This window comes from Microvirga lupini (assembly GCF_014191055.1).
GTDB classification, from domain to species: Bacteria; Pseudomonadota; Alphaproteobacteria; order Rhizobiales; family Beijerinckiaceae; genus Microvirga; species Microvirga lupini_A.
The window spans coordinates 733,818-758,787 of the sequence record NZ_JACHWB010000003.1; the positions used below are offsets into that span (position 1 = coordinate 733,818).

At 62.9% G+C, this 24,970-nt stretch carries 23 protein-coding genes; 18 read left to right on the forward strand and 5 right to left on the reverse strand.

The features are described from left to right. Positions 1–45: 45 nt before the first annotated feature. On the reverse strand, positions 46–1,566 hold the full coding sequence (gene trpE / locus FHR70_RS14975; protein ID WP_183451446.1) for an anthranilate synthase component I: 1,521 nt from the start codon (positions 1,564–1,566) through the stop codon (positions 46–48). A gap of 3 nt (positions 1,567–1,569) precedes the next feature. Beyond that, complete coding sequence (locus FHR70_RS14980; protein ID WP_183451448.1) at positions 1,570–3,465, reverse strand: SurA N-terminal domain-containing protein; 1,896 nt, start codon at positions 3,463–3,465, stop codon at positions 1,570–1,572. 136 nt (positions 3,466–3,601) lie between these two features. Here FHR70_RS14980 and tpiA point away from each other — a divergent pair, with 136 nt between their 5' ends. The 5 genes from tpiA (at position 3,602) to FHR70_RS15005 (ending at position 8,140) form a co-directional block, all read left to right on the forward strand. Then, positions 3,602–4,369: a triose-phosphate isomerase gene (gene tpiA / locus FHR70_RS14985; protein WP_183451450.1), complete on the forward strand. Its 768-nt coding sequence runs from the start codon at positions 3,602–3,604 to the stop codon at positions 4,367–4,369. A gap of 118 nt (positions 4,370–4,487) precedes the next feature. Then, positions 4,488–4,892 (forward strand): preprotein translocase subunit SecG, encoded by a 405-nt coding sequence (gene secG, locus FHR70_RS14990; RefSeq protein ID WP_183451452.1) that lies wholly within the window; start codon positions 4,488–4,490, stop codon positions 4,890–4,892. Between the two features lie 105 nt (positions 4,893–4,997). Further along, positions 4,998–6,626: a CTP synthase gene (gene pyrG, locus FHR70_RS14995; RefSeq protein WP_183451454.1), complete on the forward strand. Its 1,629-nt coding sequence runs from the start codon at positions 4,998–5,000 to the stop codon at positions 6,624–6,626. Between the two features lie 192 nt (positions 6,627–6,818). Next, a complete protein-coding gene (locus FHR70_RS15000) occupies positions 6,819–7,682 on the forward strand; it encodes a VOC family protein (protein WP_183451456.1) in 864 nt (287 codons plus the stop codon). A gap of 56 nt (positions 7,683–7,738) precedes the next feature. Continuing rightward, positions 7,739–8,140 carry a DUF350 domain-containing protein gene (locus tag FHR70_RS15005; RefSeq protein ID WP_183451458.1) on the forward strand — a complete coding sequence of 134 codons (402 nt, stop codon included), beginning with the start codon at positions 7,739–7,741 and terminating at the stop codon, positions 8,138–8,140. A gap of 30 nt (positions 8,141–8,170) precedes the next feature. Here the strand turns inward: FHR70_RS15005 and FHR70_RS15010 are convergent, their stop codons facing one another. Beyond that, positions 8,171–8,440 carry a transcriptional regulator gene (locus FHR70_RS15010; protein ID WP_183451460.1) on the reverse strand — a complete coding sequence of 90 codons (270 nt, stop codon included), beginning with the start codon at positions 8,438–8,440 and terminating at the stop codon, positions 8,171–8,173. A gap of 210 nt (positions 8,441–8,650) precedes the next feature. On the opposite strand from FHR70_RS15010, the gene kdsA reads away from it, so the two are divergent. Further along, positions 8,651–9,499 (forward strand): 3-deoxy-8-phosphooctulonate synthase, encoded by an 849-nt coding sequence (gene kdsA / locus FHR70_RS15015; RefSeq protein WP_183451462.1) that lies wholly within the window; start codon positions 8,651–8,653, stop codon positions 9,497–9,499. Between the two features lie 109 nt (positions 9,500–9,608). Continuing rightward, on the forward strand, positions 9,609–10,778 hold the full coding sequence (locus FHR70_RS15020; RefSeq protein WP_183451464.1) for an MFS transporter: 1,170 nt from the start codon (positions 9,609–9,611) through the stop codon (positions 10,776–10,778). Here FHR70_RS15020 and queF read toward each other — a convergent pair. Further along, entirely contained in the window at positions 10,763–11,212 is a 450-nt protein-coding gene (gene queF, locus FHR70_RS15025) for a preQ(1) synthase (protein ID WP_183451466.1), read from the reverse strand. The genes FHR70_RS15020 and queF overlap by 16 nt on opposite strands. Before the next feature lie 144 nt (positions 11,213–11,356). Here queF and eno point away from each other — a divergent pair, with 144 nt between their 5' ends. The 9 genes from eno (at position 11,357) to FHR70_RS15070 (ending at position 21,225) form a co-directional block, all read left to right on the forward strand. Further along, the gene (gene eno / locus FHR70_RS15030; protein ID WP_183451468.1) at positions 11,357–12,640 is read left to right on the forward strand and encodes a phosphopyruvate hydratase; all 1,284 of its coding nucleotides are present in this window, start codon (positions 11,357–11,359) and stop codon (positions 12,638–12,640) included. A 184-nt stretch (positions 12,641–12,824) separates the two neighbouring features. Then, on the forward strand, positions 12,825–13,139 hold the full coding sequence (locus FHR70_RS15035; RefSeq protein WP_183451470.1) for an FtsB family cell division protein: 315 nt from the start codon (positions 12,825–12,827) through the stop codon (positions 13,137–13,139). Between the two features lie 172 nt (positions 13,140–13,311). Next, on the forward strand, positions 13,312–14,373 hold the full coding sequence (gene pdhA / locus FHR70_RS15040; RefSeq protein WP_183451472.1) for a pyruvate dehydrogenase (acetyl-transferring) E1 component subunit alpha: 1,062 nt from the start codon (positions 13,312–13,314) through the stop codon (positions 14,371–14,373). 63 nt (positions 14,374–14,436) lie between these two features. After that, positions 14,437–15,888 carry a pyruvate dehydrogenase complex E1 component subunit beta gene (locus FHR70_RS15045; protein ID WP_183451474.1) on the forward strand — a complete coding sequence of 484 codons (1,452 nt, stop codon included), beginning with the start codon at positions 14,437–14,439 and terminating at the stop codon, positions 15,886–15,888. Between the two features lie 4 nt (positions 15,889–15,892). Then, positions 15,893–16,189 carry a DUF5076 domain-containing protein gene (locus FHR70_RS15050; protein WP_183451476.1) on the forward strand — a complete coding sequence of 99 codons (297 nt, stop codon included), beginning with the start codon at positions 15,893–15,895 and terminating at the stop codon, positions 16,187–16,189. Between the two features lie 30 nt (positions 16,190–16,219). Then, positions 16,220–17,653: a pyruvate dehydrogenase complex dihydrolipoamide acetyltransferase gene (locus FHR70_RS15055; protein ID WP_183451478.1), complete on the forward strand. Its 1,434-nt coding sequence runs from the start codon at positions 16,220–16,222 to the stop codon at positions 17,651–17,653. Positions 17,654–17,759: 106 nt separating this feature from the next. After that, positions 17,760–19,199: a dihydrolipoyl dehydrogenase gene (gene lpdA, locus FHR70_RS15060; protein ID WP_183451480.1), complete on the forward strand. Its 1,440-nt coding sequence runs from the start codon at positions 17,760–17,762 to the stop codon at positions 19,197–19,199. A gap of 138 nt (positions 19,200–19,337) precedes the next feature. Beyond that, positions 19,338–20,672, forward strand: a complete 1,335-nt coding sequence (locus tag FHR70_RS15065; RefSeq protein WP_183451482.1) for a dicarboxylate/amino acid:cation symporter — start codon at positions 19,338–19,340, stop codon at positions 20,670–20,672. A gap of 97 nt (positions 20,673–20,769) precedes the next feature. Next, a complete protein-coding gene (locus FHR70_RS15070; RefSeq protein ID WP_183451484.1) occupies positions 20,770–21,225 on the forward strand; it encodes a GFA family protein in 456 nt (151 codons plus the stop codon). Between the two features lie 31 nt (positions 21,226–21,256). Here FHR70_RS15070 and FHR70_RS15075 read toward each other — a convergent pair whose 3' ends face one another. Then, positions 21,257–23,230, reverse strand: a complete 1,974-nt coding sequence (locus FHR70_RS15075) for a sensor histidine kinase (protein WP_343058820.1) — start codon at positions 23,228–23,230, stop codon at positions 21,257–21,259. Between the two features lie 238 nt (positions 23,231–23,468). On the opposite strand from FHR70_RS15075, the gene lipA reads away from it, so the two are divergent. Both lipA and FHR70_RS15085 read left to right on the forward strand, forming a co-directional pair. Continuing rightward, entirely contained in the window at positions 23,469–24,428 is a 960-nt protein-coding gene (gene lipA, locus FHR70_RS15080) for a lipoyl synthase (protein WP_183451488.1), read from the forward strand. A gap of 15 nt (positions 24,429–24,443) precedes the next feature. Continuing rightward, positions 24,444–24,968, forward strand: coding sequence for a P-loop NTPase family protein (locus tag FHR70_RS15085; protein ID WP_183451490.1), 525 nt, complete (start codon positions 24,444–24,446; stop codon positions 24,966–24,968). Positions 24,969–24,970: the final 2 nt, after the last annotated feature.

Here is a 24,970-nt window from a genome sequence, read left to right on the forward strand (position 1 = left end):
TCGCGTATGAGGCGGCGCCGGTCAAGGGAAGCCTTGATGCTGAACTCATTGCCCAATCCTCGCCTGGCTGGCGAAGCGTACAGCCTCCTCGGCGGCCCGGAACAGAGCCTTCGATTTATTGATGCATTCCTGCTGTTCTGAGGCCGGATCAGAATCGTACACGATCCCGGCGCCTGCCTGGACGGCCATGCGTCCGTCCTTGACGACAGCCGTGCGCAGCACGATGCAGGTGTCCATCTCCCCATTAGCGCCGAAATAGCCGATGCACCCGGCATAAGGCCCGCGCTTATCCTTCTCCAGCTCGTCGATGATCTGCATGGCGCGCACCTTCGGCGCGCCCGAGACCGTGCCGGCCGGAAAACCCGCGATGAGTGCATCGAGTGCATCGAAGCTCGGGTCGAGGCGACCTTCCACGTTCGACACGATGTGCATCACTTGGCTGTAATATTCGAGGAAGAAGGAATCCGTCACCTGCACGGATCCCATCTCGGCGACGCGACCCACGTCGTTGCGGCCGAGATCGAGCAGCATCAGGTGCTCGGCACGTTCTTTGTGGTCGGCCAGCAGGCTCTCTGCATGGGCCCGGTCCTCGGCGGCTGTTGCACCGCGCGGGCGGGTTCCGGCGATAGGCCGGATCGTAACCCTGCCGTCGCGGACCCGCACCAGGATCTCAGGCGAGGAGCAGACGATCTGAAAGTCTTCAAAATCCAGGTAGCACAGGAACGGCGCCGGATTGACCCGCCTCAGGGACCGGTAGAGTGCGAAGGCGGGCAGGGGAAAGGCGGATTCAAAGCGCTGGGACAGCACCACCTGAAAGATGTCCCCGGCGCGAATGTAATCCTTCGCCGTGGCGACCATCGCCTCGAACTCCTCCGGCGTGGTATTGGAGACCGGGGGCTCGAAGTGAATGTGCGTCGGATCAGTGCGGTCGTCTATGGGCAGTGGGCGCTCCAGCGCGGCCGTGACCTCGTCGAGGCGGGCCAGCGCCACCTCATAGGCCGCTCGCGCGGAGATGCCCGCCCGAGGACGCACAGGCGTGATGAGCGAGATCTCGTCTTTGACCGCATCGAACACCACCATCACGGTGGGCCGAATCAGGATGGCGTCCGGCACCTCCAGCACGTCAGGGTTAGGCTCTGGCAGGCGCTCCATGAGCCGGACCATGTCATAGCCCAGATATCCGAAGAGCCCAGCCGCCATGGGCGGCAGATCGTCGAAAAGGGGCAGGGCGCTTTCCTTGATGAGCGCGCGCAAGCTCTCTAGGGGCGGCTGCTCGTCCACCCGGAACTCCTGCACCCCGCTCAGCGCCTGACGGTCGATGGATGCCACGCCATCCTGGCACCGCCAGACGAGATCGGGGTCAAGGCCGATCATGGAGTAGCGCCCGCGGGTCGCGCCGCCTTCGACTGATTCCAGCAGGAAGGCCGAGCCTTTCCTCCCATGCCGCAGCTTGAGGAAGGCCGCGACGGGGGTCAGCAGATCGCCCACAAGAGTGGCGCGCAGCACGCCCGCCTCGCCGGCTTCATAGGCTGAGGCGAACGTGTCGAAGGCGGGCGCGACCGTCATGGCTTACAATTCGCCGCCGGTGGCTTGGCGCAGCGCCTGCTGGTTGATGGTCACGCCGAGATCCTGGCGCACCTGGGCGATGTACTGGTTGATCAGGTCGTCGCCGAAGCCGGTGCGGAGCTGGTTCTCGGTGTTCTGCGCCTGCTGGGTCGAGGTGACCAGGGGCGGTACCGTGGCGGAGGTGACCTTGAAGACCGCCCGCGCGTCCGTGCCGTTGGTGGCATGGCCCGCCTTGCCGACCGGAACGGCGAAGATACGGTTCACGGCCTCGGCGGTCAGATCGTCCTTGGCGGCATTTCGGGTGAGATCGGTAGCGGTTTTCACCGTTGCGCCGGCCTCCTGGGCCACGGCTTCGATGGCTTCGCCCTTCTCCAGGCGCTCCGTCAGCCCGCGCGCTTTCTCGGAGAGACGCTGGGCGACCTGATCCTCGCGCCACTGGGTGGCGACCTGATCGCGGACCTCGTCGAGGTTCTTCTCGCGGGAGGGCTCGATGCCGGTCACGTCATACCAGACATAGCCGGTGCCGGTGCGCAGCGCCTCATTATCGACGCCGATATCCGACGCAAAGGCTGCCTTCACCAAGGCATCCTTCTGGGGGATGTCGACGGGGTTGCCGGCCTTATCGAGGCCGTTGGCATCCACCGCGGGGGCTTGCACCAGGGTCAGGCCCTTCTCCTTGGCGATGTCCGCCAGTGGCTTGGCGCCGGCGCGCAGATCCTCGATCTCGTCATGGATCCGCTCGATCTGGCCCTGGGCCCGCTCTAGGGCGACTTCCTGGCGAAGCTCCGCGGCGACCTCCTCGAACGGCCGCACGGCTTCCGGCTGGATCTGCGTCACCCTCAGGATCACGGGGCCGAAGCGGCCGGCTATCGGAGCGCTTGCCGCGCCCTGTTCCAGACTGAAGGCAGCGTCCGCCACACCCTGATCGAGCATCTCGGCCTTCGTGAAGGTGCCGAGTTCCAGATCCTGCGGGGACACGTTGCGTTCCGCCGCGACGGATTCGAAGGTCGCACCTTCCTTGATCTTGTTGGCGGCGGCCTCGGCTTCGGCCTGGGACGGGAAGGTGATCTGCTGGATCGTCCGGCGCTCCGGGCTGCCGTACTTCGCCTTCTGCTGCTCGTAACGCTGGTGGGCATCAGCCTCCGACACGGTATCCGGCTTCGCCAGAGCGGCTGCATCGAGGGTCATCGCCGTCACGGCCCGGTACTCAGGAGCCCGGAACGAGCTCTTGCGCTCATTGAAGAAGGTCTGGAGCTGTTCAGCCGTGGGAGCCGGGATGTCACCCGCCATGGCTGCCGTCAGAACAAAGTAGGCGCTTGCCCGGCGTTCGCTGGCATAGCGATGCAGAGCCTCCTTGGCGGCCAAAGGCACATTGATATCGCCGGCGATCGCCTCGGCGAGGTGAAGCCGCGCCATGGCGGAGCGCTGCTCCTGAACGAAGCCGGCCTCGGACAAGTTGATGTTGCGCAGAGCCTGATCGAAGAGGGCGCGGTTGAATTGGCCGTCCGTGCCTTTGAAGGCGGGATTGTTGACGATCGAGGCCGCGACGAGCTGGTCTGAGACGGAGAGGCCCATCTCCCGGGCCTTCTCAGCCAGGACGGCGTCGGTCACCAGATTGTTGACCACCTGCTGGTCAAGGCCGAAGGCACGGGCCTGCTCGGGGCTGATGACCGTTCGGAACTGACGTCCGAGACGCTGCAGTTCGTTGGTGTAGGCAGTGCGGGTCTGATCCACCGTGATCGTCGTGTCGCCGACCGTGGCTACTGTGGAAGCAGGCGTTGCACGGAAGATGTCGCCGATGCCCCAGATGGCGAAGCTGACGATAAGGGCGCCGAAAAAGATGGTGGCGATGGCTTTGCCGACGACTGTCTGCCCAGCCTTGCGCATGTTCCGAAGCATCGTGAACCCGTTTTCCAAAAACTCGTTAAACCTGCCGATAAACGATCAGCGCCTCCACGAAAAGGGCAAGTCTGGTTGAAAGGGGGCTCAAGCCTCTGCTAGTGCCAAGTTATCAAGCGTGACAGGAGAGCCTTACATGAGCGTCGATAGGCCGCGCCCGCTGGTTGCGGGCAACTGGAAGATGAACGGGTTGAAGACCTCGTCCAACGTCCTGGAGGAGATCCACGCCGGCTACACCCCGGGCCTCAAGGCCAAGGTTGAACTGGCCGTGTGTCCGCCCGCGACCCTGATCGGTCATTTCGCACAGCTCTCGGTCGGCTCCCGGGTCGCCATCGGCGGCCAGGACTGCCACGCCAAGGAATCGGGGGCCTTCACCGGCGACCTGTCTGCCGAAATGCTGGCCGATGCCGGCGCGACCTATGTGATCGTCGGCCACTCCGAGCGCCGCCAGTATCACAGGGAAAAGGACACAGATGTCTGTGCCAAGGCGGTTGCCGCCCACCGGGCTGGCCTCACCGCCATAGTCTGCGTCGGAGAGACCCGGGAGGAGCGCGAAGCCGGCAAGGCTCTCGCAGTGGTCAAGAAGCAACTCCGCGGCTCGATCCCGGTCGATTCGAACAGCCACAACCTCGTCGTCGCCTACGAGCCTGTCTGGGCCATCGGCACGGGCCTGACCCCGACGGCCGCCGACGTGGCGGAGGTCCATGCCGCCATCCGCGAGGAGCTGCGCCGTCTCGTCGGGAAGTCTGAGGCGCCCAAGGTCCGCATCCTTTATGGCGGCTCCGTGAAGCCCTCCAATGCCGCCGAACTGATGGCGGTGGACAACGTCAATGGCGCCCTGGTAGGCGGCGCCAGCCTCGTGGCGGCCGATTTCCTGGCCATTGCAGGGGCTTATCTGGGGTAAGTGCGAAAAGGCGGCTTGCGGCCCTTTGATCCTGCGCCCACCTATGCTACAGGCCGCGGCAACGAACGGATTGCGAGCGGCTGACGCCTTGTGCGCAGCCGCTTGAGGTTTTTAAACAATGCAAACAGTTCTCATCATCGTCCACCTGATCATCGTGCTCGCCCTGATCGGAGTGGTTCTCCTACAGCGTTCCGAAGGTGGCGGCATGGGCCTCGGCGGCGGTGGAGGTGGCGGTGTCTCCGGCTTCATGACCGGGCGCGGCCAGGCTAATGCGCTCACCCGCGCGACCGCGATTCTGGCAGGCCTCTTCTTTCTGACGAGCATTGCGCTCACCGTCATGGCGACCTCGACCCGCGCTCCGCGCTCGATCCTCGACGGTGCTGCGCCGGCGGCTCCGGGTCAGTCGGCTCCGGCTCAGGGCGGTGGGAACGTGCTCGAGCAGTTGCAGCGCCTCCAGGGCGATCAGCCGGCGACGCCGGCTCCGAGCTCTCCGGCGCCGGCGCCCGCAGCGCCTCAGCAGTAAACGAAACCAGGGCCGGTGCTTCCGGCCCTCTCTTTTTGTGGATGGCTTTCGGGTGGTTCGGTTCGCGATTGCGAATCGGCGCCCGATATTTATGGATAGGGGTCCATGACGCGGTACGTATTCATCACCGGCGGCGTGGTGTCTTCGCTCGGCAAGGGTCTGGCTTCGGCGGCTCTGGGAGCGCTTCTCCAAGCACGCGGTTACAAGGTTCGGCTTCGCAAGCTCGACCCATATCTCAACGTCGATCCGGGGACGATGAGTCCCTACCAGCATGGCGAGGTCTTCGTGACCGACGACGGCGCTGAAACCGATCTGGATCTCGGCCATTACGAGCGCTTCACCGGCGTGCCGGCCACCAAGGCCGATAACATCACGACGGGGCGCATCTATCTCGACATCATCACCAAGGAACGGCGCGGCGATTATCTCGGCGCGACCATCCAGGTGATCCCGCACGTCACCAATGCCATCAAGGACTTCGTGCTCACCGGGAATGAAGGCTTCGATTTCGTCCTAGTCGAGATCGGCGGCACGGTGGGCGACATCGAAGGCCTGCCGTTCTTCGAGGCCATCCGTCAGCTCGGCAACGATCTGGAGCGGGGGCAGGCGATTTATGTCCACCTGACGCTGCTGCCGTTCATCCCCTCGGCCGGTGAGCTGAAGACCAAACCTACCCAGCATTCGGTGGCGGAGCTGCGCTCCATCGGCATACAGCCCGACATCCTGCTGTGCCGGACAGACCGGGAAATCCCGAAGGATGAGCGTCGCAAGCTCGCTCTGTTCTGCAACGTGCGCGAGACGGCCGTGATCGAGGCGCGGGATGCCCGCTCGATCTACGATGTGCCGTTGGCCTATCACGAGGCCGGTCTCGACAGCGAGGTTCTGGCGGCCTTCGGTCTCGATACCGCGAAAGCTCCGAACCTCTCCCGTTGGACGAACATCTCCGAGCGCGTCCACAATCCGGAGGGCGAGGTCACTATCGCCGTCGTCGGCAAGTATACCGGCCTCAAGGATGCCTATAAGTCGCTCATCGAGGCGCTTCATCATGGCGGCATCGCCAATCAGGTGAAGGTGAACCTCGAGTGGATCGAGAGTGAGATCTTCGAGAATGAGGATCCGGCTCCATTCCTGGAGGGTATCCACGGGATCATGGTACCCGGCGGGTTCGGCCAGCGTGGCGCCGAGGGCAAGATCCGGGCAGCTCGCTTCGCCCGTGAGCGCAAGGTGCCGTATTTCGGCATCTGCTTCGGCATGCAGATGGCGGTCATCGAGGCGGCGCGGTCGCTCGCCGGCATTCAGGATGCCAGCTCCACCGAGTTCGGCCCGACGCCGGAGCCGGTGGTCGGCCTCATGACCGAGTGGCTCCGCGGCAACGAGCTTGAGAAGCGCACGGCAAGCGGCGATCTCGGCGGCACCATGCGGCTCGGCGCCTATCAGGCTTCGCTCAAGCCGGGCAGCAAGGTGGCGGAGATCTATGGCGGCACGGAAATCTCCGAGCGCCACCGGCACCGCTACGAAGTGAACATGTCCTATCGCGACAGGCTGGAAACGAAAGGCCTGCGCTTCTCCGGCGTCTCGCCGGACGGCATCCTGCCCGAGATCGTGGAGTACGAGGACCATCCCTGGTTCATCGGCGTGCAGTACCACCCCGAGCTGAAGTCGCGTCCGTTCGAGCCGCACCCACTCTTCAAGAGCTTCATCCACGCGGCTGTGGAGCAAAGCCGACTGGTTTAGGACAAGCCCCGGCATCCCCGCTTTCGTCATCCCCGGTCTTGTTCCGGAGATCCACGTCGTGCACGCTCAAACCTGGATGGCCGGGACAAGCCCGGCCACGATGTGTCGATTTTCGATAAGGTGTAAGCCGGCATCTTGGTCAAAACCTGCACGGCGCTCTAAGTCTATGCTCTCACTGTTGGAAAGAGCCCGATGACCCGCCGTATCGACCATCTCGTTGTTGCCGTCCAGGATCTTGATCAAGCCGGGCATTTCTACCAGCGTCTCGGATTTCAGGTTGGATCGCGCAACCGGCATCCCTGGGGCACAGAGAACCGGATCATCCAGTTTCCCGGCTCCTTCATCGAACTGATCTCCCTAGGCGAGGGGGCGGCCATCGCGCCCCACCAGGCGAGCGCCTTCAGTTTCGGAGCCTTCGTGCAGGATTACCTTCGGTCCCGCGAAGGTCTGGCCATGCTGGTGCTCGACAGCCAGGATGCCAAGGCCGACGCCGCTCTCTTTTCCGAGAAAGGCATCGGGGCCTTCGAGCCGTTTCACTTCGAGCGCACCGGACGCCGGCCCAACGGCAGTGAGACCAAGGTCGCCTTCACTCTGGCCTTTGCGTCAGCGGAACTCTCCCCTAAGGCCGGCTTCTTCGTCTGCCAGCAGCACTATCCTGAGAACTTCTGGAACCCGGAGTTCCAGCGCCACGACAACCAGGCGACTCACATTTCGTCCGTCACTCTGGCCTCCCCAGAGCCGGAGCAGCTACGCGCCTTTCTGAGCGCTTTCACCGGCGTGCAACCCGGAAGCCCCGATGGGGATGACCTGTCATTCCGTTTGGGCGAAAGCCATGTTGACGTCCTGACGCCTGACGATGCCGCGGAGATCTATGGCTCGGTGGAGGCCGAACTCGACGAGCCTTCCTTCGTCGCCTTCGCGGTTCGCGTCGCGGACATCCACCATCAGGCCAAGTCGCTCGATGCCGCCGAGATTCCTTATCAGCATATCGGCAGCCGGCTCATCATACCGGCGAGCGCTGCTTTCGGGGTCGCAATCGCGTTCGAGCCAACGTAATCTTAACTATGTTCCCTTAAGCGGTTGAAAATAAACAACCGGTGGGGGACTTTCCCGTGGCTTCTTCTCTCGCGGGCTTGCCCGATTTCTTAATCTTCTTCGTGCTCGCCGTCGCTCTGGTGGGGCTCTATCTCGCCATCTACACCCTTGCGACCATGCACAACGAATTCGCCCTGATCCGGGAGAACGTGATCTCGGCGGCCACGGCGCTTGGTTTCAGCCTTGTCGGCTTCGCCCTTCCGCTCGCCAGCGCGATCGTGCATGCCCAGACGATCGTCGATTGTCTCGTTTGGGGCCTTGTCGCTCTGGCCGTGCAGATCGTCGTCTATTGGCTGGTACGGATCGTCATGCCCAACCTCTCGCAGCGCATCGCCGCAGGCGAGATGGCGGCGGCCCTGTTTCTCGGAGCTTCATCGCTGTCAGCCGGCATCATCAATGCCGCGGCAATGACGTTCTAAGGTTCGCTGAGATTATGGGAGGCCTGCCGGTCAGGCCTCCATATCGACAAGCCGGGCAAATTGAAGGGCTTCTGCCCGCATGGCGGGCGGCACCATCATCGGGTTCCTGTGGCGCACCGCGTGGAGCATCGCAATCCGCTCGATAGCCCTGAGATAGAGATCTGGAATCTCGACTTCTCCCCACTCGAAGGCTTGATAATCGCGCAGGTTCATATCGATCTCATGCGCCATCCTGCTCTGAGTGAAGCCAAGAGCCGTCCGGATCGCAACGAGTTCCTGCATTTTGTCCTGATCTGACATCGGAGCGCCTCCCGAGCGCCAGCGGTAAATTTTCTTAGTGTTTGCAGTGACTTCTATAGTCTTTAGCCAATTATCTAAGGGAAGGTTACTGTTTTCAGTGCTTACGGTAAAAATCGGCGCTTCCTCGTAGAATCGCCGTCGCCTCGGAACTCGGGGCCCCATGGCACATCGCCACTTTGCCTTTCGGAGCAAAAAGGCTAGTGACGACGCATGACCGATACCAAACAGCACCCTGCCGTCGTCGAGGCCGGCTCCGTCCGCTTCGGGAACCATTTGCCTCTCAGCATCATCGCCGGGCCCTGCGCCATGGAAAGCCGCGATCATGCGCTGGAAATGGCCGCTGCGCTCAAGGAGGTCACCGGGAGGTTGGGCCTGGGTCTCGTCTACAAGTCGTCATTCGACAAGGCGAACCGGACATCGATCTCCAGCGCCCGCGGCATCGGGCTGGACAAGGCACTCGCCATCTTCGCCGAGGTGAAGGAAAGGTACGGGCTTCCAGTCATTACCGACGTACACGAGAACGACCAATGCGCCGCGGTGGCAGAAGTGGTCGATATTCTTCAGATCCCGGCTTTCCTCTGCCGCCAGACGGATCTTCTGGTCGCGGCGGCCAAGACCGGCCGGGTGGTTAACGTCAAGAAGGGCCAGTTCCTCGCCCCGTGGGACATGGCGAATGTCGCCGAGAAGGTGAAGGCGGCGGGCAACCCGAACGTGATGCTCACCGAGCGCGGCGCCTCCTTCGGCTACAACACCCTCGTGTCCGACATGCGCAGCCTGCCGATCATGGCCGAGACGGGCGCCCCGGTGATCTTCGACGCTACCCACTCCGTGCAGCAGCCCGGCGGCAAGGGCACGACCTCCGGGGGGCAGCGGGAATACGTGCCCGTTCTCTCCCGCGCAGCCGTGGCGGTCGGCGTCGCCGGCGTCTTCATCGAGACGCACCAGGATCCGGACAAGGCACCATCCGACGGCCCCAACATGGTTCCCCTCAAGGAGATCGAGGCGCTGCTCGCTCAGCTGAAGGCCTTCGACGCTTTGGCTAAGGGTAGGGTGGCTTAAGGTCCTTCCATGATTTTTCAGGAGAGCAGGTCTGCGTTCCTGCTCCCTCGCGTTGCGGCGAGGCCGTGATAAGCAGTTAGTGCTTTCGCGGCCTCATTCGTAGGATTTCATGTCCTCGCGCAATCTGATCCTGATCCTCGCCACCAGCGGCTTTGCCAGCACCTTTTCCGGCCGCGCGGTCGAACCCATGGTCGGCGTCATCGCCCGGGACTTGAGCTCCGCGCCGCAGACCATCGCGCTGCTCTCAGCCGCCTTCGCGCTGCCCTACGCCTTCATCCAGCCGATTCTGGGCCCCATCGGAGATGCGCTGGGCAAGGAGAGCGTCATGAAAGTGGCGCTGGCTCTGCTCTTCCTGGCCCTGGCCTGCTCCATCTTCGCGCCGAATGCCGAAACGCTCTTCACTCTTCGCGTCATTGCTGGCGCGGCAGCCGGCGGATCCATCCCGGTTTCCCTGGCGCTGATCGGCGACCGGGTTGAAATGGCCCAACGTCAGGTGGCCTTGAGCCGCTACATGGTCGCCGTCATCATCGGTCAGCTGGCGGGATCCTCCCTTGCAGGGCTGATGGCAGAATGGGTTGGATGGCGTGGCGTCTTTACATGTTCGACCCTCATGGTGGCTTTGTCCTTGGCAACCATCGTCTTAGGCTTCCGAAACGCGCCGCCGGGCGGTCAGTTCGATATGAGAAGCGCTCTTTTGCGCTACCGGGACATTCTCTCCAACCCACGCGCACTGACCCTGTTCAGCCTCGTCTTCGTGGAGGGCATCGCGGTCTTCGGGATCTTTCCCTATATAGCGCCGCTGCTCGAGGAGCGCGGCGGAGGCGGGGCGGCGGAAGCCGGCTTCGCCATCGGCGGATTTGCCGTCGGTGGCCTTGTCTATTCCGTCCTGGTGACCTGGATGCTCAGGCGTATGGGCATCGGCAAGATCCTCCTGGGCGGAGGTTTCTTTGCCGGTGCCGCGCTGGTGATTCTGGGCCTGGGCGGAGACTGGAAGCTCGATGCGGCGGCCCTGGTGCTCATGGGCCTCGGCTTCTACATGCTCCACAACACCTTCCAGGCTCAGGTGACGGAGGTGGCTCCAGGCGCCCGAGCGTCGGCCGTGGCGCTTCATGCGTTTTCGTTCTTCTGTGGTCAGGCCTTGGGCGTCGTCCTGATGGGACTCGGCCTGCGTAACATCGGGCTGACGGGGGCGACATCTGGTGCCGCCCTCGTCATCCTCGGCGTCGGCCTCACGGCATCCATCGTCCTGACGCGGCAGGCGGCTCAGCGGGCGCGATAGGGAGCAACGCCCTGGTCCGGGAGCCAAAGGTTCTTCGGCAGCTCACCGGTCTGCCAGAACACGTCGATCGGGATGCCGCCGCGCGGGTACCAGTAACCGCCGATGCGCAGATATCGGGGCTCCAGCAGATCCGCCAAACGCTTGCCGATGGCGACCGTGCAATCCTCATGGAAGGCGCCGTGGTTGCGGAAGCTGTGCATGTAGAGCTTCAGCGACTTCGATTCGACGAGCCAGGGTCCTGGCACGTAGTCGATCACCAGAATGGCGAAATCCGGCTGGCCCGTCACCGGACAGAGCGAGGTGAATTCCGGCACTGTGAAGCGAGCCAGATAGTCGGTGTCGGGATGCGGGTTCGGCACCCGGTCGAGCTGCGCCGTCTCGGGTGAATCGGGGAGGGCGCTTGCCTGACCGAGCTGGAGAGTGGTTTCTGTCATATGATTTCGCCTTGGATCGAGGGGATGAAGCTCTTGCCGTCCTTGCTCACCTGGGTATTTCGGTCAATAAGCCAATCCATGACTTGAGGCCGCACCCGCTTCCGGGTTGATCCGGCCGCACTTCAGCCAGCAGGAGCCTGCTTTATGACCGCGATCATCGACGTCTTTGCCCGCCAGATCCTCGACAGCCGAGGCAACCCCACCGTCGAGGTGGATGTCACTCTCGAAGACGGCTCCATGGGTCGCGCTGCCGTACCCTCCGGTGCCTCCACCGGTGCCCATGAGGCGGTCGAACTGCGTGACGGCGACAAGAAGGTCTATCTCGGCAAGGGCGTGCTCAAGGCCGTCGATGCCGTGAACAACGAGATCCTGGACGCCATCGGCGGCATGGATGCAGAAGAGCAGGTCGCCATCGACGAGACGATGATCGAGCTCGACGGCACGCCGAACAAGGCACGCCTCGGCGCCAATGCCATCCTGGGCGTCTCGCTGGCGGTCGCCAAGGCGGCGGCCGAAGCTTCAACGCTGCCGCTCTACCGCTATGTGGGCGGCACGCAAGCCCGCGTCCTGCCGGTGCCGATGATGAACATCATCAACGGCGGAGCGCATGCGGACAATCCGATCGACTTCCAGGAATTCATGATCATGCCGGTCGGCGCGCCGACCCTGGCCGAAGCCGTGCGCATGGGTGCCGAGGTGTTCCACACCCTGAAGAAAGCCCTGAAGGATGCCGGCCATAACACCAATGTGGGTGACGAGGGCGGCTTCGCCCCGAACCTGCCGTCCGCAGAGGCTGCCCTCGACTTCATCATGAAGTCCATCGAGCAGGCCGGCTACATACCCGGCAAGGACATGGTGATCGGCCTCGATTGCGCCGCTACCGAATTCTTCAAGAGCGGCGCCTACCATTACGAGGGCACGGGCCAGAAGCTCTCCCCGCAGCAGCAAGCCGAGTATCTCGCCAAGCTCGTTTCCGCCTACCCCATCGCCACCATCGAGGACGGCATGTCCGAGGACGATTGGGAGGGCTGGAAGGCCGTGACGGATCTCATCGGCAACAAGTGTCAGCTCGTAGGCGACGATCTCTTCGTCACCAATGTGAGCCGCCTCTCACAGGGTATCAAACAGGGGGTCGCCAACTCGCTTCTGGTGAAGGTCAACCAGATCGGCTCGCTCACCGAGACTCTGGCGGCTGTCGATATGGCCCACCGCGCCGGCTATACGGCCGTCATGTCGCACCGTTCGGGCGAGACGGAGGACGCTACCATCGCGGATCTGGCCGTTGCCACGAATTGCGGGCAGATCAAGACCGGCTCACTCGCCCGCTCGGACAGGCTTGCGAAGTACAACCAGCTCATCCGCATCGAGGAGGAGTTGGGCTCCCAGGCGCAGTACGCAGGCCGCACGGCTTTGAAGGCATTGGCCTGATCCTACCCGAGACAAAAGAACTTTTACTCTTCGTCATGGCCGGGCTCGTCCCGGCCATCCACGTTTTCCGGGTTCAAAACGTGGATAACCCGGCACAAGGCCGGGCATGACATCGAGGGGGCAATAGCGCTTCGCGCGCAACTCTCAACGCCTTCTTAACCATGCTGCTGTAAGACTCAGCCTCATGGTAATCCGCAGACGCGCACGACGATTCCTGATCCCGCTGGTGCTTTATAGCATTTCAGCGGCTGTGGCCGGCTACTTCGTGCATCACGCCCATAGCGGTGCACGCGGTATTGAGGCTCGACAAAAATATGAGGCCCAGGTTGCCGAACTTTCGGACGAGCTTGCGGGTTTAAAGACTCAGCGCTCCGACTGGGAGCGCCGCATCGCCCTGTTGCGGAGCGATCAGATCGACCGGGATCTGCTCGAGGAAAGAGCACGCGTAATGTTAGGACGTGTGCACAAGAACGACCTTGTCATCATCACGGGTCCCTGATTAAGCATAGCCCAAAAGTTCTGCTTAACTTGAATCAAGTTAATTGAAATTTTGATAACAAAAACAGACGCTTGCCTGTTTCATTGTGCACCGCAAAACCGCTTTTAGCCCACTCGATTTCCCCCTTCGTCTGCGCTACAACTTTCGTCGAGGAAACCCTTCGGAGGACCCGATGGCTGTTGCTGCCCGCAAGGCGGGCCGTGCCGGTGCAGGCGCGGCTAACAAGACCACTTCCACTAAAGGCTCCACACGCGGAGCTGCTCTCAATTCCCCACAATTCGACAAGAACCAAGATCTGACCGCCTATAACGACATGCTTCTGATCCGGCGCTTCGAGGAGAAGTCCGGCCAGATGTACGGCATGGGTCTGATCGGCGGTTTCTGCCACCTCTATATCGGCCAGGAAGCTGTCGTCGTCGGCATGCAGATGGCGACGAAAGAGGGCGACCAGGTGATCACCGGCTATCGCGACCACGGTCACATGCTCGCCTGTGGCATGGACGCGAAGGGTGTCATGGCCGAATTGACCGGACGCCGGGGCGGCCTGTCGAAGGGCAAGGGCGGCTCCATGCACATGTTCTCCAAGGAGAAGCATTTCTATGGCGGCCACGGCATCGTCGGCGCTCAGGTGTCGCTCGGCACCGGCATTGCGTTTGCCAACCATTATCGCGAAAATGGCAATGTCTGCCTGACCTATTTCGGCGACGGCGCGGCCAATCAGGGTCAGGTCTACGAGAGCTTCAACATGGCGCAGCTCTGGAAGCTGCCCGTGGTCTACGTGATCGAGAACAACCGCTATGCCATGGGCACGGCGGTGTCGCGTGCCTCGGCCCAGACCGACTTCTCCAAGCGTGGCGTGTCTTTCGGCATTCCGGGCGAGCAGGTCGACGGCATGGACATCCGTGCAGTCTACGCCGCCGGGCAGCGCGCCATCGAGCATGCCCGCTCGGGCAAAGGGCCGTACATCCTCGAGATGCAGACCTACCGCTATCGCGGCCACTCCATGTCCGACCCGGCCAAGTACCGCACGAAGGACGAGGTGACCCGCATGCGCGAGGAGCACGATCCGATCGAGCAGGTCCGCCGCCGTCTGTTGGAGAGCTGGAAGCTGTCGGAAGACGAGCTGAAGGCGATCGACAGCCGGGTGCGCGAGATCGTCAACGAGGCGGCCGAGTTCGCCACGCACGATCCAGAGCCCGATCCGTCCGAGCTCTATACGGACATTCTTCTCTAAGCGGCGTGTTGACGCCGCTTCTCCCTGAATCTCGCCGCTGCGACAATCAAAACAGGTCTTTTAATGGCGATCGATATTCTCATGCCTGCCCTCTCGCCCACCATGGAGCAGGGCAAACTGGCCAAGTGGCTGAAAAAAGAGGGCGATCAGGTCAAGCCCGGCGATGTGCTGGCCGAGATCGAGACCGATAAGGCGACCATGGAGGTCGAGGCCATCGACGAGGGCGTCCTGGCCAAGATCCTGGTTTCCGACGGAACCGACAATGTCGCCGTGAACACCCCCATTGCGATCCTCGCGGGCGAGGGTGAGGACGTGTCGGCCGCAGCCTCCTCGGCGAAGGCGCCAGCTGCCCCGGCACCGGAAGCACAACCTGCGCCGACTCCCGATATGGAGCGTGAAGGGATGGCTGACCGGCCGTCGGCCGACTCAATCCCAGGCACCGACGCAAAGCCAGTGGCGGAGCCCGCGTCTCCCTACGTGATCCAGAATCGCACCGCGCATGATGCGATGGCGGAGATTCCGGAAGGCACGGAGATGGTCTCCATGACCGTGCGCGAAGCGCTTCGCGATGCCATGGCCGAGGAGATGCGCAAGGACGACAGCGTCTTCGTCATGGGCGAAGAGGTGGCCGAGTACCAGGGCGCCTACAAGGTCACGCAGGGCCTGCTGCAGGAATTCGGCGCCAAGCGCGTGATCGACACGCCCATCACCGAGCACGGCTTTGCCGGCGTCGGCGTCGGCGCGGCCTTCACGGGGCTGCGCCCCATCGTCGAGTTCATGACCTTCAACTTCGCCATGCAGGCGATCGACCAGATCATCAACTCGGCGGCCAAGACCCTCTACATGTCCGGCGGCCAGCTCGGCGCGCCCATCGTGTTCCGCGGCCCCAACGGCGCCGCGGCCCGCGTAGGTGCGCAGCACAGCCACGACTATGCTGCCTGGTACTCGAACGTTCCGGGGCTGAAGGTCGTCGCTCCCTACACGGCGTCCGACGCGAAGGGGCTCCTCAAGAGCGCCATCCGCGATCCGAACCCCATCGTCTTCCTGGAAAACGAGATCCTCTACGGACAATCCTTCCCGGTGCCGAAGCTCGATGATTTCACGGTGCCGATCGGCAAGGCGCGAATCCACCGCCAGGGCAAGGACGTCACCATCGTGTCCTTCTCGATTGGCATGACCTATGCACTCAAGGCCGCCCAGGAGCTGGAAAAGGAAGGGATCGACGCCGAGGTCATAGACCTGCGCACGATCCGTCCCATGGACACCGACACCATCGTGGCCTCGGTCATGAAGACGGGCCGCTGTGTCACGGTGGAAGAGGGCTTCCCACAATCCGGTGTCGGCGCAGAGATCGTCACGCGCATCATGGAAAATGCGTTCGACTATCTTGACGCACCTGTGATCCGCGTCACCGGCAAGGACGTTCCCATGCCTTATGCGGCCAACCTCGAGAAGCTCGCGCTGCCGAACGTGGCCGAAGTCGTGCAGGCGGCGAAGGCCGTTTGCTACAGGTGACCTCATGACTGAACGGAAATTCGAAGCCCTCAACGTTCCGCCGGATGCGCTTGAAAAAGGTGGCATCGAGATCCTGAGGGCTTCGGTGGTCGATGGGGCGGTGAGCATCGCGCTGCGCCGTGCCTTCGACGATCCGTTCACCTGGGGCGTGCTCCTGGTGGATCTCGCCCGCCACGCCGCGCGTGTCTATGCCATGGAAACGGACCTCTCGGAGGAGGAGGCCATGGCGGAGATCACCGCAGGCCTTCAGGCCGAGCTGGACGATCCGAGCGATCCCGGCTCGACGCAGGCCATCAACTGAATTCCAGATCAGGTCAGGATCTAAAACGCCATGCCCATCAATATCCTGATGCCCGCCCTGTCTCCCACCATGGAAAAGGGCAACCTTGCCAAGTGGCTGAAGAAGGAAGGCGACACGGTGAAGTCCGGCGACGTCATCGCCGAGATCGAAACCGACAAGGCCACCATGGAAGTGGAGGCGGTGGATGAAGGTATCCTCGCCAAGATCGTGGTGCCCGAAGGAACGGCGGACGTTCCCGTCAATGAGCTCATTGCTCTGATCGCCGCTGAAGGCGAGGACCCTAAGAGTGTCACGGCTCCGGCGTCCGGCGGCGGCGCCCCGGCGCCTGCGCCGAAGGCGGAAGCTGCTCCGGCTCCTGCTGCACCGGCAGTGGCGCCGCAGCCGCAGGCCAACACCGTTCAGGGCGACCCGAACGCCCACATGTCCTATGCCCGCGTCGATCAAGCTCCCCAGGGGCCCGCGACGGCCGCGAAGCCCAATGGGGCAGGGCAGCCGCAGGCTTCCGGCAACCGCGTCTTCGCCTCGCCGCTCGCCAAGCGGGTCGCTAAGGAAGCCGGTGTCGACATCGCGTCGATCCAAGGCTCCGGCCCTCATGGCCGCGTGGTCGAGAAGGATGTGCGCGCCGCGCTCCAGGGTGGCGGCACGAAGCCTGCTCCGGCTCCTGCCGCTGCGGCAGCTCCGGCAACCGCTGCGAAGCCGGCAGCGCCGCAACTGGCTCAGAGCATGGGCGCCGAACAGGTCAAGGCGATGTTCGAGGCCGGCACCTACGAGGAAGTGCCCCTCGACGGCATGCGCAAGACCATCGCCAAGCGCCTCGTTGAGTCGAAGCAGACGGTGCCGCATTTCTACCTGTCGCTGGATTGCGAACTCGACGCGCTTATGGCCTTGCGCGAGCAGATCAACGCGGCCGCCGGCAAGGACAAGGACGGCAAGCCCGCCTACAAGCTCTCGGTCAATGACTTTATCATCAAGGCGCTGGCCATCGCGCTCCAGCGCGTACCGGCCGCCAATGCAGTCTGGGCCGAGGACCGGATTCTGAAGATGAAGCATTCGGACGTGGGCGTGGCCGTCGCTATCGAGGGCGGCCTGTTCACGCCGGTCGTGCGCAAGGCCGAGCAGAAGACGCTCACGGCTATCTCGGCCGAGGTGAAGGATCTGGCGGGCCGCGCCCGCAACCGTCGCCTGAAGCCCGAGGAGTATCAGGGCGGCTCCACGGCCGTGTCGAACCTCGGCATGTACGGTATCAAGAACTTCCAGGCCGTCATCAACCCGCCCCAGGGTACGATCCTGGCGGTCGGCGCCGGCGAGAGCCGAGTGGTGGTGAAGAACGGCGCTCCCGCCGTCATCCAGGCCATGACCGTGACGCTCTCCTGCGACCACCGCGTGGTCGACGGAGCGCTCGGCGCGGAACTCCTCGCCGCCTTCAAGCAGCTCATCGAAAGCCCGATGGGGATGCTGGTTTAATATCGATCGTCATGGCCGGCCTCGTGCCGGCCATCCACGTCTTTAACGGCCCGCTCCACGAGGACGTGGATGCCCGGGCCAAGCCCGGGCATGACGGGGGAGTTCCATGGCAAACCAATACGACATCATCGTCATCGGCGGCGGTCCTGGGGGCTATGTGGCGGCGATCCGCGCGGCGCAGCTCGGGTTCAAGACTGCGGTCGTGGAACGCGAGCATCTCGGGGGCATCTGCCTCAACTGGGGCTGCATCCCGACCAAGGCGCTGCTGCGCTCGGCCGAGATCTACCACTACATGGAGCACGCCAAGGATTACGGCCTTTCCGCTCAAGGGATCGGCTTCGATGCGGCGGCCATCGTCAACCGTTCGCGCGGCGTCTCCGGCCGGCTCAACGGCGGCGTCGGCATGCTGCTCAAGAAGAACAAGGTCGATGTGATCTGGGGTGAGGCGGCGATCTCCAAGCCCGGCGAGGTCGTGGTAACGGCGCCGAAGAAGCCCGCCATGCAGCCGCAGAACCCGGTGCCGAAGGGCGTGCTGGAGCCCGGCACCTATGCGGCCAAGAACATCATCGTCGCGACCGGCGCCCGTCCGCGCGCTCTGCCTGGCATCGAGCCGGACGGCAAGCTGATCTGGACCTATTTCGAGGCCATGGTGCCGCCCGCCATGCCGAAGTCTTTGATCGTCATGGGCTCGGGCGCCATCGGCATCGAGTTCGCCTCCTTCTATCGCACCATGGGCGTGGAGGTAACGGTGGTCGAGGTGATGCCGCAGATCCTGCCCGTCGAGGACGCGGAGATCGCAGGTCTGGCCCGCAAGCGTTTCGAAAAGCAGGGCATGAAAATCCTGTCGGGCGCCAAGGTCACGAAGGTTGAAAAGGGTTCGAATTCCATCACCGCCACCATCGACGATGGCAAGGGCGGCACCCAGACGATCACCGCGGATCGCATGATCTCGGCGGTCGGCGTCGTGGGCAACATCGAAAATCTCGGCCTTGAGAAGCTGGGAGTGAAGATCGAGCGCGGCGTCGTTGTCACGGATGGCTTGGGGCGCACCAACGTGCCCGGTATCTATGCCATCGGCGACGTGGCGGGCCCGCCCATGCTGGCGCACAAGGCCGAGCACGAGGGCGTGATCTGCGTCGAGACCATCAAGGGCATGCACACCCACGCCATGGACAAGGCAAAGATCCCGGGCTGCACCTATTGCAACCCGCAGATCGCCTCCGTTGGCCTCACCGAGGCCAAGGCCAAGGAGCAGGGGTTCGACATCCGCGTTGGCCGCTTCCCCTTCATCGGCAACGGCAAGGCCATTGCACTCGGTGAGCCGGACGGCCTCGTGAAGACAATCTTCGACAAGAAGACCGGTCAGCTCCTGGGTGCCCACATGGTCGGCGCGGAAGTGACCGAGCTGATCCAGGGCTTCGTGATCGCCATGAACCTGGAAACCACCGAGGAAGAGCTGATCCACGCCGTCTTCCCGCACCCGACGCTCTCCGAGACGATGCACGAGAGCGTGCTCGATGCCTATGACCGCGTGATCCACATCTGACGGTAGGGCGGCACGATTTGGGTCCTGCGGGGCCAAAGTTGAGCTTCAGGAATCAAACAGCCAGGACCTTTTCGAGGTCCTGGCTGTTTTCATTTCGGGACGAAGTGCCGCCGGCGAAGCGTCCATGAGGAGGCGACGATGACAAGCGTCGCAGTGAGAGACGGGATCGGAGACACGCGATCTCGCAAGAAGCCCTGGTACAAGGTTCTCTACATTCAGGTCCTGATCGCTATCGTTCTTGGCGCCCTGATCGGCTGGCTGCTGCCGGATCTTGCCAAGAACGATTGGGTCAAGGCCCTCGGCGACGGCTTCATCAAGCTGATCAAGATGGTGATCGCGCCGATCATCTTCTGCACGGTCGTGTCCGGCATCGCCCATATCCAGGACGCCAAGAAGGTGGGGCGGGTCGGCGTTAAGGCGCTGGTGTATTTCGAAATCGTGTCCACCTTCGCCCTCGTCATCGGCCTTCTCGTCGGCAATCTCGTGAAGCCGGGCGCCGGCTTTGCCGGGACGCCAGACCCGGCCGCGGTCGCTGGCTATGCCAAACAGGCGGCCGAGCAGAAGCCGGTCGATTTCATTCTCCACATCATCCCCGACAGCGTGGTGGGGGCCTTTGCCCAGGGCGATATCCTGCAGGTGCTCCTCTTCGCGATCCTGTTCGGCTTCGCTTTGCTCGTGCTTGGCGAGCGCGGCGCGACAATCCGCAGGCTCATCGACGATGCGGGGCATGCCATGTTCGGGGTGATCGCGATCGTCATGAAGGCCGCGCCTCTCGGCGCCTTCGGCGCCATGGCCTACACCATCGGCCGCTTCGGGCCGCAGGCCCTCGGCAACCTCATCGGCCTCATTGCGACTTTCTATGCTACGGCGGCGCTCTTCGTCTTCGTGGTCTTAGGCGCAATCGCTCGCATGGCCGGCTTCAGCATCTTCAAGTTCCTCGGCTATATTCGGGACGAGCTGCTCATCGTGCTCGGCACGAGTTCGTCCGAGAGCGCCTTGCCGCAATTGATGGAGAAGCTCGAACGGCTCGGCTGCTCGAGATCGGTCGTCGGTCTCGTCGTGCCGACCGGCTATTCCTTCAATCTCGATGGCACCAATATCTACATGACGCTCGCGACCCTGTTCATTGCGCAGGCGCTGCACTTCGATCTCACCTTCGGCCAGCAGCTGACGATTCTCCTGGTTGCCCTCCTCACATCGAAGGGCGCCAGCGGTGTCACGGGCGCGGGCTTCGTCACCCTCGCGGCTACGCTGGCGGTGGTGAACCCGGCCCTGGTGCCCGGCATGGCCGTCATTCTCGGCATCGACAAGTTCATGAGCGAGGTGCGCGCGCTCACCAACATCATCGGCAACGGCGTGGCCACGATCGTGGTGGCTTGGTGGGAGGGCGAACTCGACCGCGACAAGCTCGAAGCCGGTCTCAACCGGCGGATCGACCCGTCCGATATCGAAACGGCCGTAACGACGGATTAGCCGCCAACCGTCTGCCCATGATGCCACTCCATGCTCCTCTGGGCTGACAAGGGTGCGTGCGACGGCTAAACTCGGCAGGACGAAGCGGGGACACGCCATGGCGGACGATAGGGCTGTGCAGGAAGGCGGATGCCGGTGCGGACAGGTGCGGTTTCGGGTTCGTGGCGCTCCCATCATCACCATGGCCTGCCATTGCACGGGCTGCCAGCGCATGACCGCAAGCGCCTTCTCGCTGAGCGCACTCTATCCGAGCGAACGCTTCGAGGTGGTGCAGGGCGCCCCGGTCATCGGTGGACTGCATGGTCCCACCCGACATTTTTTCTGCCCGCATTGTATGAGCTGGCTGTTCACGCGGCCGGAGGGTCTCGACGGGTTCGTCAACGTTCGTGCGACGATGTTCGATGATGCAAGGGGTTTTACCCCCTTCATTGAGACCTACACCAGCGAGGCGCTGCCCTGGGCCAAGACGCCGGCGGTCCATAGTTTCGAGAAATTCCCGCCTATGGAACGCTATGCGCAACTGGTCGACGATTTCGCGCGAGGCTTGACCTGAACCGGCGCGGATGGGCGCTTAAATCAATAGATCAATATTCGGGCACGAGTCGATGCGTAACCAGAGGTATGTGGATCTCGCACCGGAGCCCTGCCGGATCGAAACTCAGATGCGCTTTCGCGTTACATTGGGCCGGCAGAACACGCTCCATGAGAAATGACCCAAAGCCGCTGTGCGCCGGCTTCCCGACAGGAGGGCCATTCTTCTCCACCCATGCGAGGTGGAGCTCCCTCCGGCCGTGTTCGACTACAAGCTCCCATGTGACGGCTACACACCCCTTGCGCACAGATAGGGCACCGTATTGCGCGGCATTCGCTGTCAGTTCATGAAAAGCCATGCTCAGCGGGATGGCGAGATCCGCCGAAAGATTCACTTCCGGCCCCTCCAGCCTGAAGCGCTCGTGTCTGCTACCCCAGAAAGGCTGAAGCTCACATTGCAGCATCTCCCGCAAAGGCGCAGTCTGCCAGTAATCCTCCGTCAGAAGGGTCTGGGTTTTGGCAAGGGCAGCGACCCGCGATGAGAAGGATCGGTTGAAATCCCGCATGTTGGTTGCCGTACGGGCCGTCGCGCTTGCCAGAGCTTGAACGACCGCGAGGGTGTTGCGCACCCGGTGATGGAGCTCCCGCACCAGCAATGTTTGGCGTTGCTCGAACCGCTTCCGTTCGTCGATGTCCTGAATGACCCGCACGCTGTATTGAAATTTTCCCTGCTCATTGAAGACTGCTGTCGATGAGACATTCAGCCAGACACTGGAGCCATCCTTCCGGATCGAGCGCTTCTCCAACGAATAGGTTTTCAGTTCGCCCGCGACCTGTCGTTCGTAAAGGTCGCGCTCAGCCCCGGAATCATCAGGGTGAATGAGATCGAAGATGTTCAAGCCGAGAAGCTCGCCGCGGGAATAACCGGTGATAGCGGATAGCCCCCTGTTGACGGTCAGAAGTTTGCCGGCAGCATTTGTTTCAGCGATGCCGACGCCGGCATGCTCATGGGTCGCCCAGAGCCGCTCACGGCTTTCCCGTTCGGCTCTGGTCTGAACGGCGTTCTCGACGGAGACCGACGCGATCTGGGCGAGTTGGGTGAGGATGGCTTCATCGTCAGCGGTGAAGTCACCATCCTGCTTATCCAGCAGCATGAGCACGCCCAACGTGCCGCCTTGGGGGCCAATCACCGGAACAGCAAGCACGCTCGGCAGTCCCGGAGAGACTGCTTCTGTGAGCCAGGCATCCTGCAGTTCCGGATAAGACTTGAGTTCGGCCCCAGTGAGCCGAAGCGAATGTCCAAGCTGGCCCACATGGGAGTAAATGGCAGCACTGCTCTGCCCCAGGCTGGATGCAGGATAGTTGCGGTACTTGTCCGAAACCGAGACAATTACGGGCTCACTCGGCCATAAGGCATAGGGAAGCGTATGGATTGCGGCCCAATGAGCACCGATGATCAGGCGCGCCTGATCCGAGATCTCGTGAAAGATATCTTCGGGGGCATCCGTCGCGGCCATCCGGGTCGTCACTGCCGCCAGGGCTCTCAACTGCTCCTGGTATCGATGGGCCTTCGCCAGGAGACCTTGTCGCTCCTGCTCGACCAGAATACGGTTGGTGATATCGTGGTGAGCCACCACGGCATAGGTATGTCCCTCATGCTCAAGCCGCGAAGCACGGAGCTGAAACCACCGCTTCTCTGCAGGGGAATGGCACGGATATTCGAGCGAGAAGTCTGACTGACCCGCCAGCACAGACCGGATGCCAACAGAAGCGGCCTGCGCACAGGCCGCTTCTACCCCGACGGCGCGATCGCAGATATCGAGGTAGTTCATTCCTATATGTCGAATGCCGCTGGCGCTGTTCGCCTGGCCGAAATCACGCCAAGCCTGGTTGACAGCAATAATGGTGCCGGACTGGTCGAGCACGGCCATCGGGCCAGCCAAAGCATCCAGGACATGCTCGGCAGGCGGAATCGCCACGATCCCGTTCCTCTCCGACGTCCTGTTCATAGGTCTATGTCCCAACATCTTGGAATGAACAGGCTAGTAACGGGTATCATGGGCTTCGGTTCAGGTAGAAACTCAGAAGTTGCCGGTCGTCATACTTTGCTGGTGTTCCGGCAGATCGGAGCGGCCCTCAGCAGACAGAAAGCCTGGACGGAAGGCCTGCTCCGCGATCTGAGCATTTGCGGTCGAGCCTCGAAAGCCTTAAATCAAGCGCATGTCAGGAAGGGGCGGGGTCCCTTCGCCCCAGAGGTTTAGCTTCATGGCTGTCGTTCTCGACCTTCTGAATAAGGATCAGCGTCCTCGCCATCCGGAAAAGGCGCACCGGCCGGACCAGCCGGTTCAGCAGCGCAAGCCCGAATGGATCCGCGTGAAGGCGCCGGGCTCGCCCAAATGGGCCGAGACCAACCGCATCGTGCGCGAGAACAAGCTCGTAACGGTCTGCGAGGAGGCCGGCTGCCCCAATATCGGCGAGTGCTGGGAAAAAAAGCACGCCACCTTCATGATCATGGGCGACACCTGCACCCGGGCCTGCGCCTTCTGCAACGTGAAGACCGGCCTGCCGCAGGCGCTCGACCCGAACGAGCCCGAGAGCGTGGCAAAAGCCGTTGAAAAGCTCGGCCTTGAGCATGTGGTCATCACCTCCGTCGACCGGGACGACCTCGCTGACGGCGGCGCTCAGCACTTCGCCGATGTGATCCATGCGATCCGGGCCCGCTCGCCGAAGACCACCGTCGAGATTCTCACCCCTGACTTCCTCAGGAAACCCGGCGCGCTTGAGGTCGTGGTGGCGGCCAAGCCCGATGTGTTCAACCACAACCTCGAAACGGTGCCGTCGAAGTACCTGAAGGTGCGCCCAGGGGCCCGCTACTTCCATTCCATCCGCCTGCTGCAGCAGGTGAAGGAGATGGATCCGACCATCTTCACCAAGTCCGGCATCATGGTGGGCCTGGGCGAGGAGCGGAACGAGGTGCTCCAGCTCATGGACGACCTTCGCTCGGCGGACGTGGATTTCATGACCATTGGCCAGTATCTCCAGCCGACCAAGAAGCACCATCAGGTGATCCGCTTCGTCACGCCGGACGAGTTCAAGGCCTATGAAACCACAGCCTATGCCAAGGGGTTTCTCCTGGTCTCCTCGACCCCGCTGACGCGTTCCTCGCATCACGCCGGTGAGGATTTTGCCAAGCTGAAGGCGGCCCGTCTCGCGAAGCTCGGCTAACGAACCGGACGAGGCATGCAGCGCATTCTGGTCATCGGCAGCCCGGGCGCGGGCAAGAGCACCCTGGCGAGCCGCCTTGCCGAGCGTCTCGGCCTGCCGCTGATCCACCTCGACCGGGAATACTTCGGCCCCGGCTGGACCACTCCGACGAAGCCGGAATGGCGCGAGCATGTGACGATGCTCGCCGCGCGCCCGGCCTGGATCATGGATGGAAATTACGCCAGTACCTTCGACATCCGGGTGCCCCGTGCCACGGTGATCGTCTGGCTCGACCTGCCGCGCTGGCAGTGCCTGGGCGGCGTGGTATGGCGGGTTACCAGGAATTACGGGCGTACGCGGCCTGACCTTGGGCCCACCTGCATCGAGCGCTTAGACTTTTCCTTCTTGCGCTGGATCTGGTCCTACCGGAACAAGATGCGACCGAAGACCGTGCGTATGCTGGAGCGGCTGCGTCCGGACCAGCGCGTTTACGCCCTGCGCTCCCGATCCGACATTCCGGCCCTGGAGGCCGCGCTTGAAACCTTCAGAGAGGCCGCCTGAGC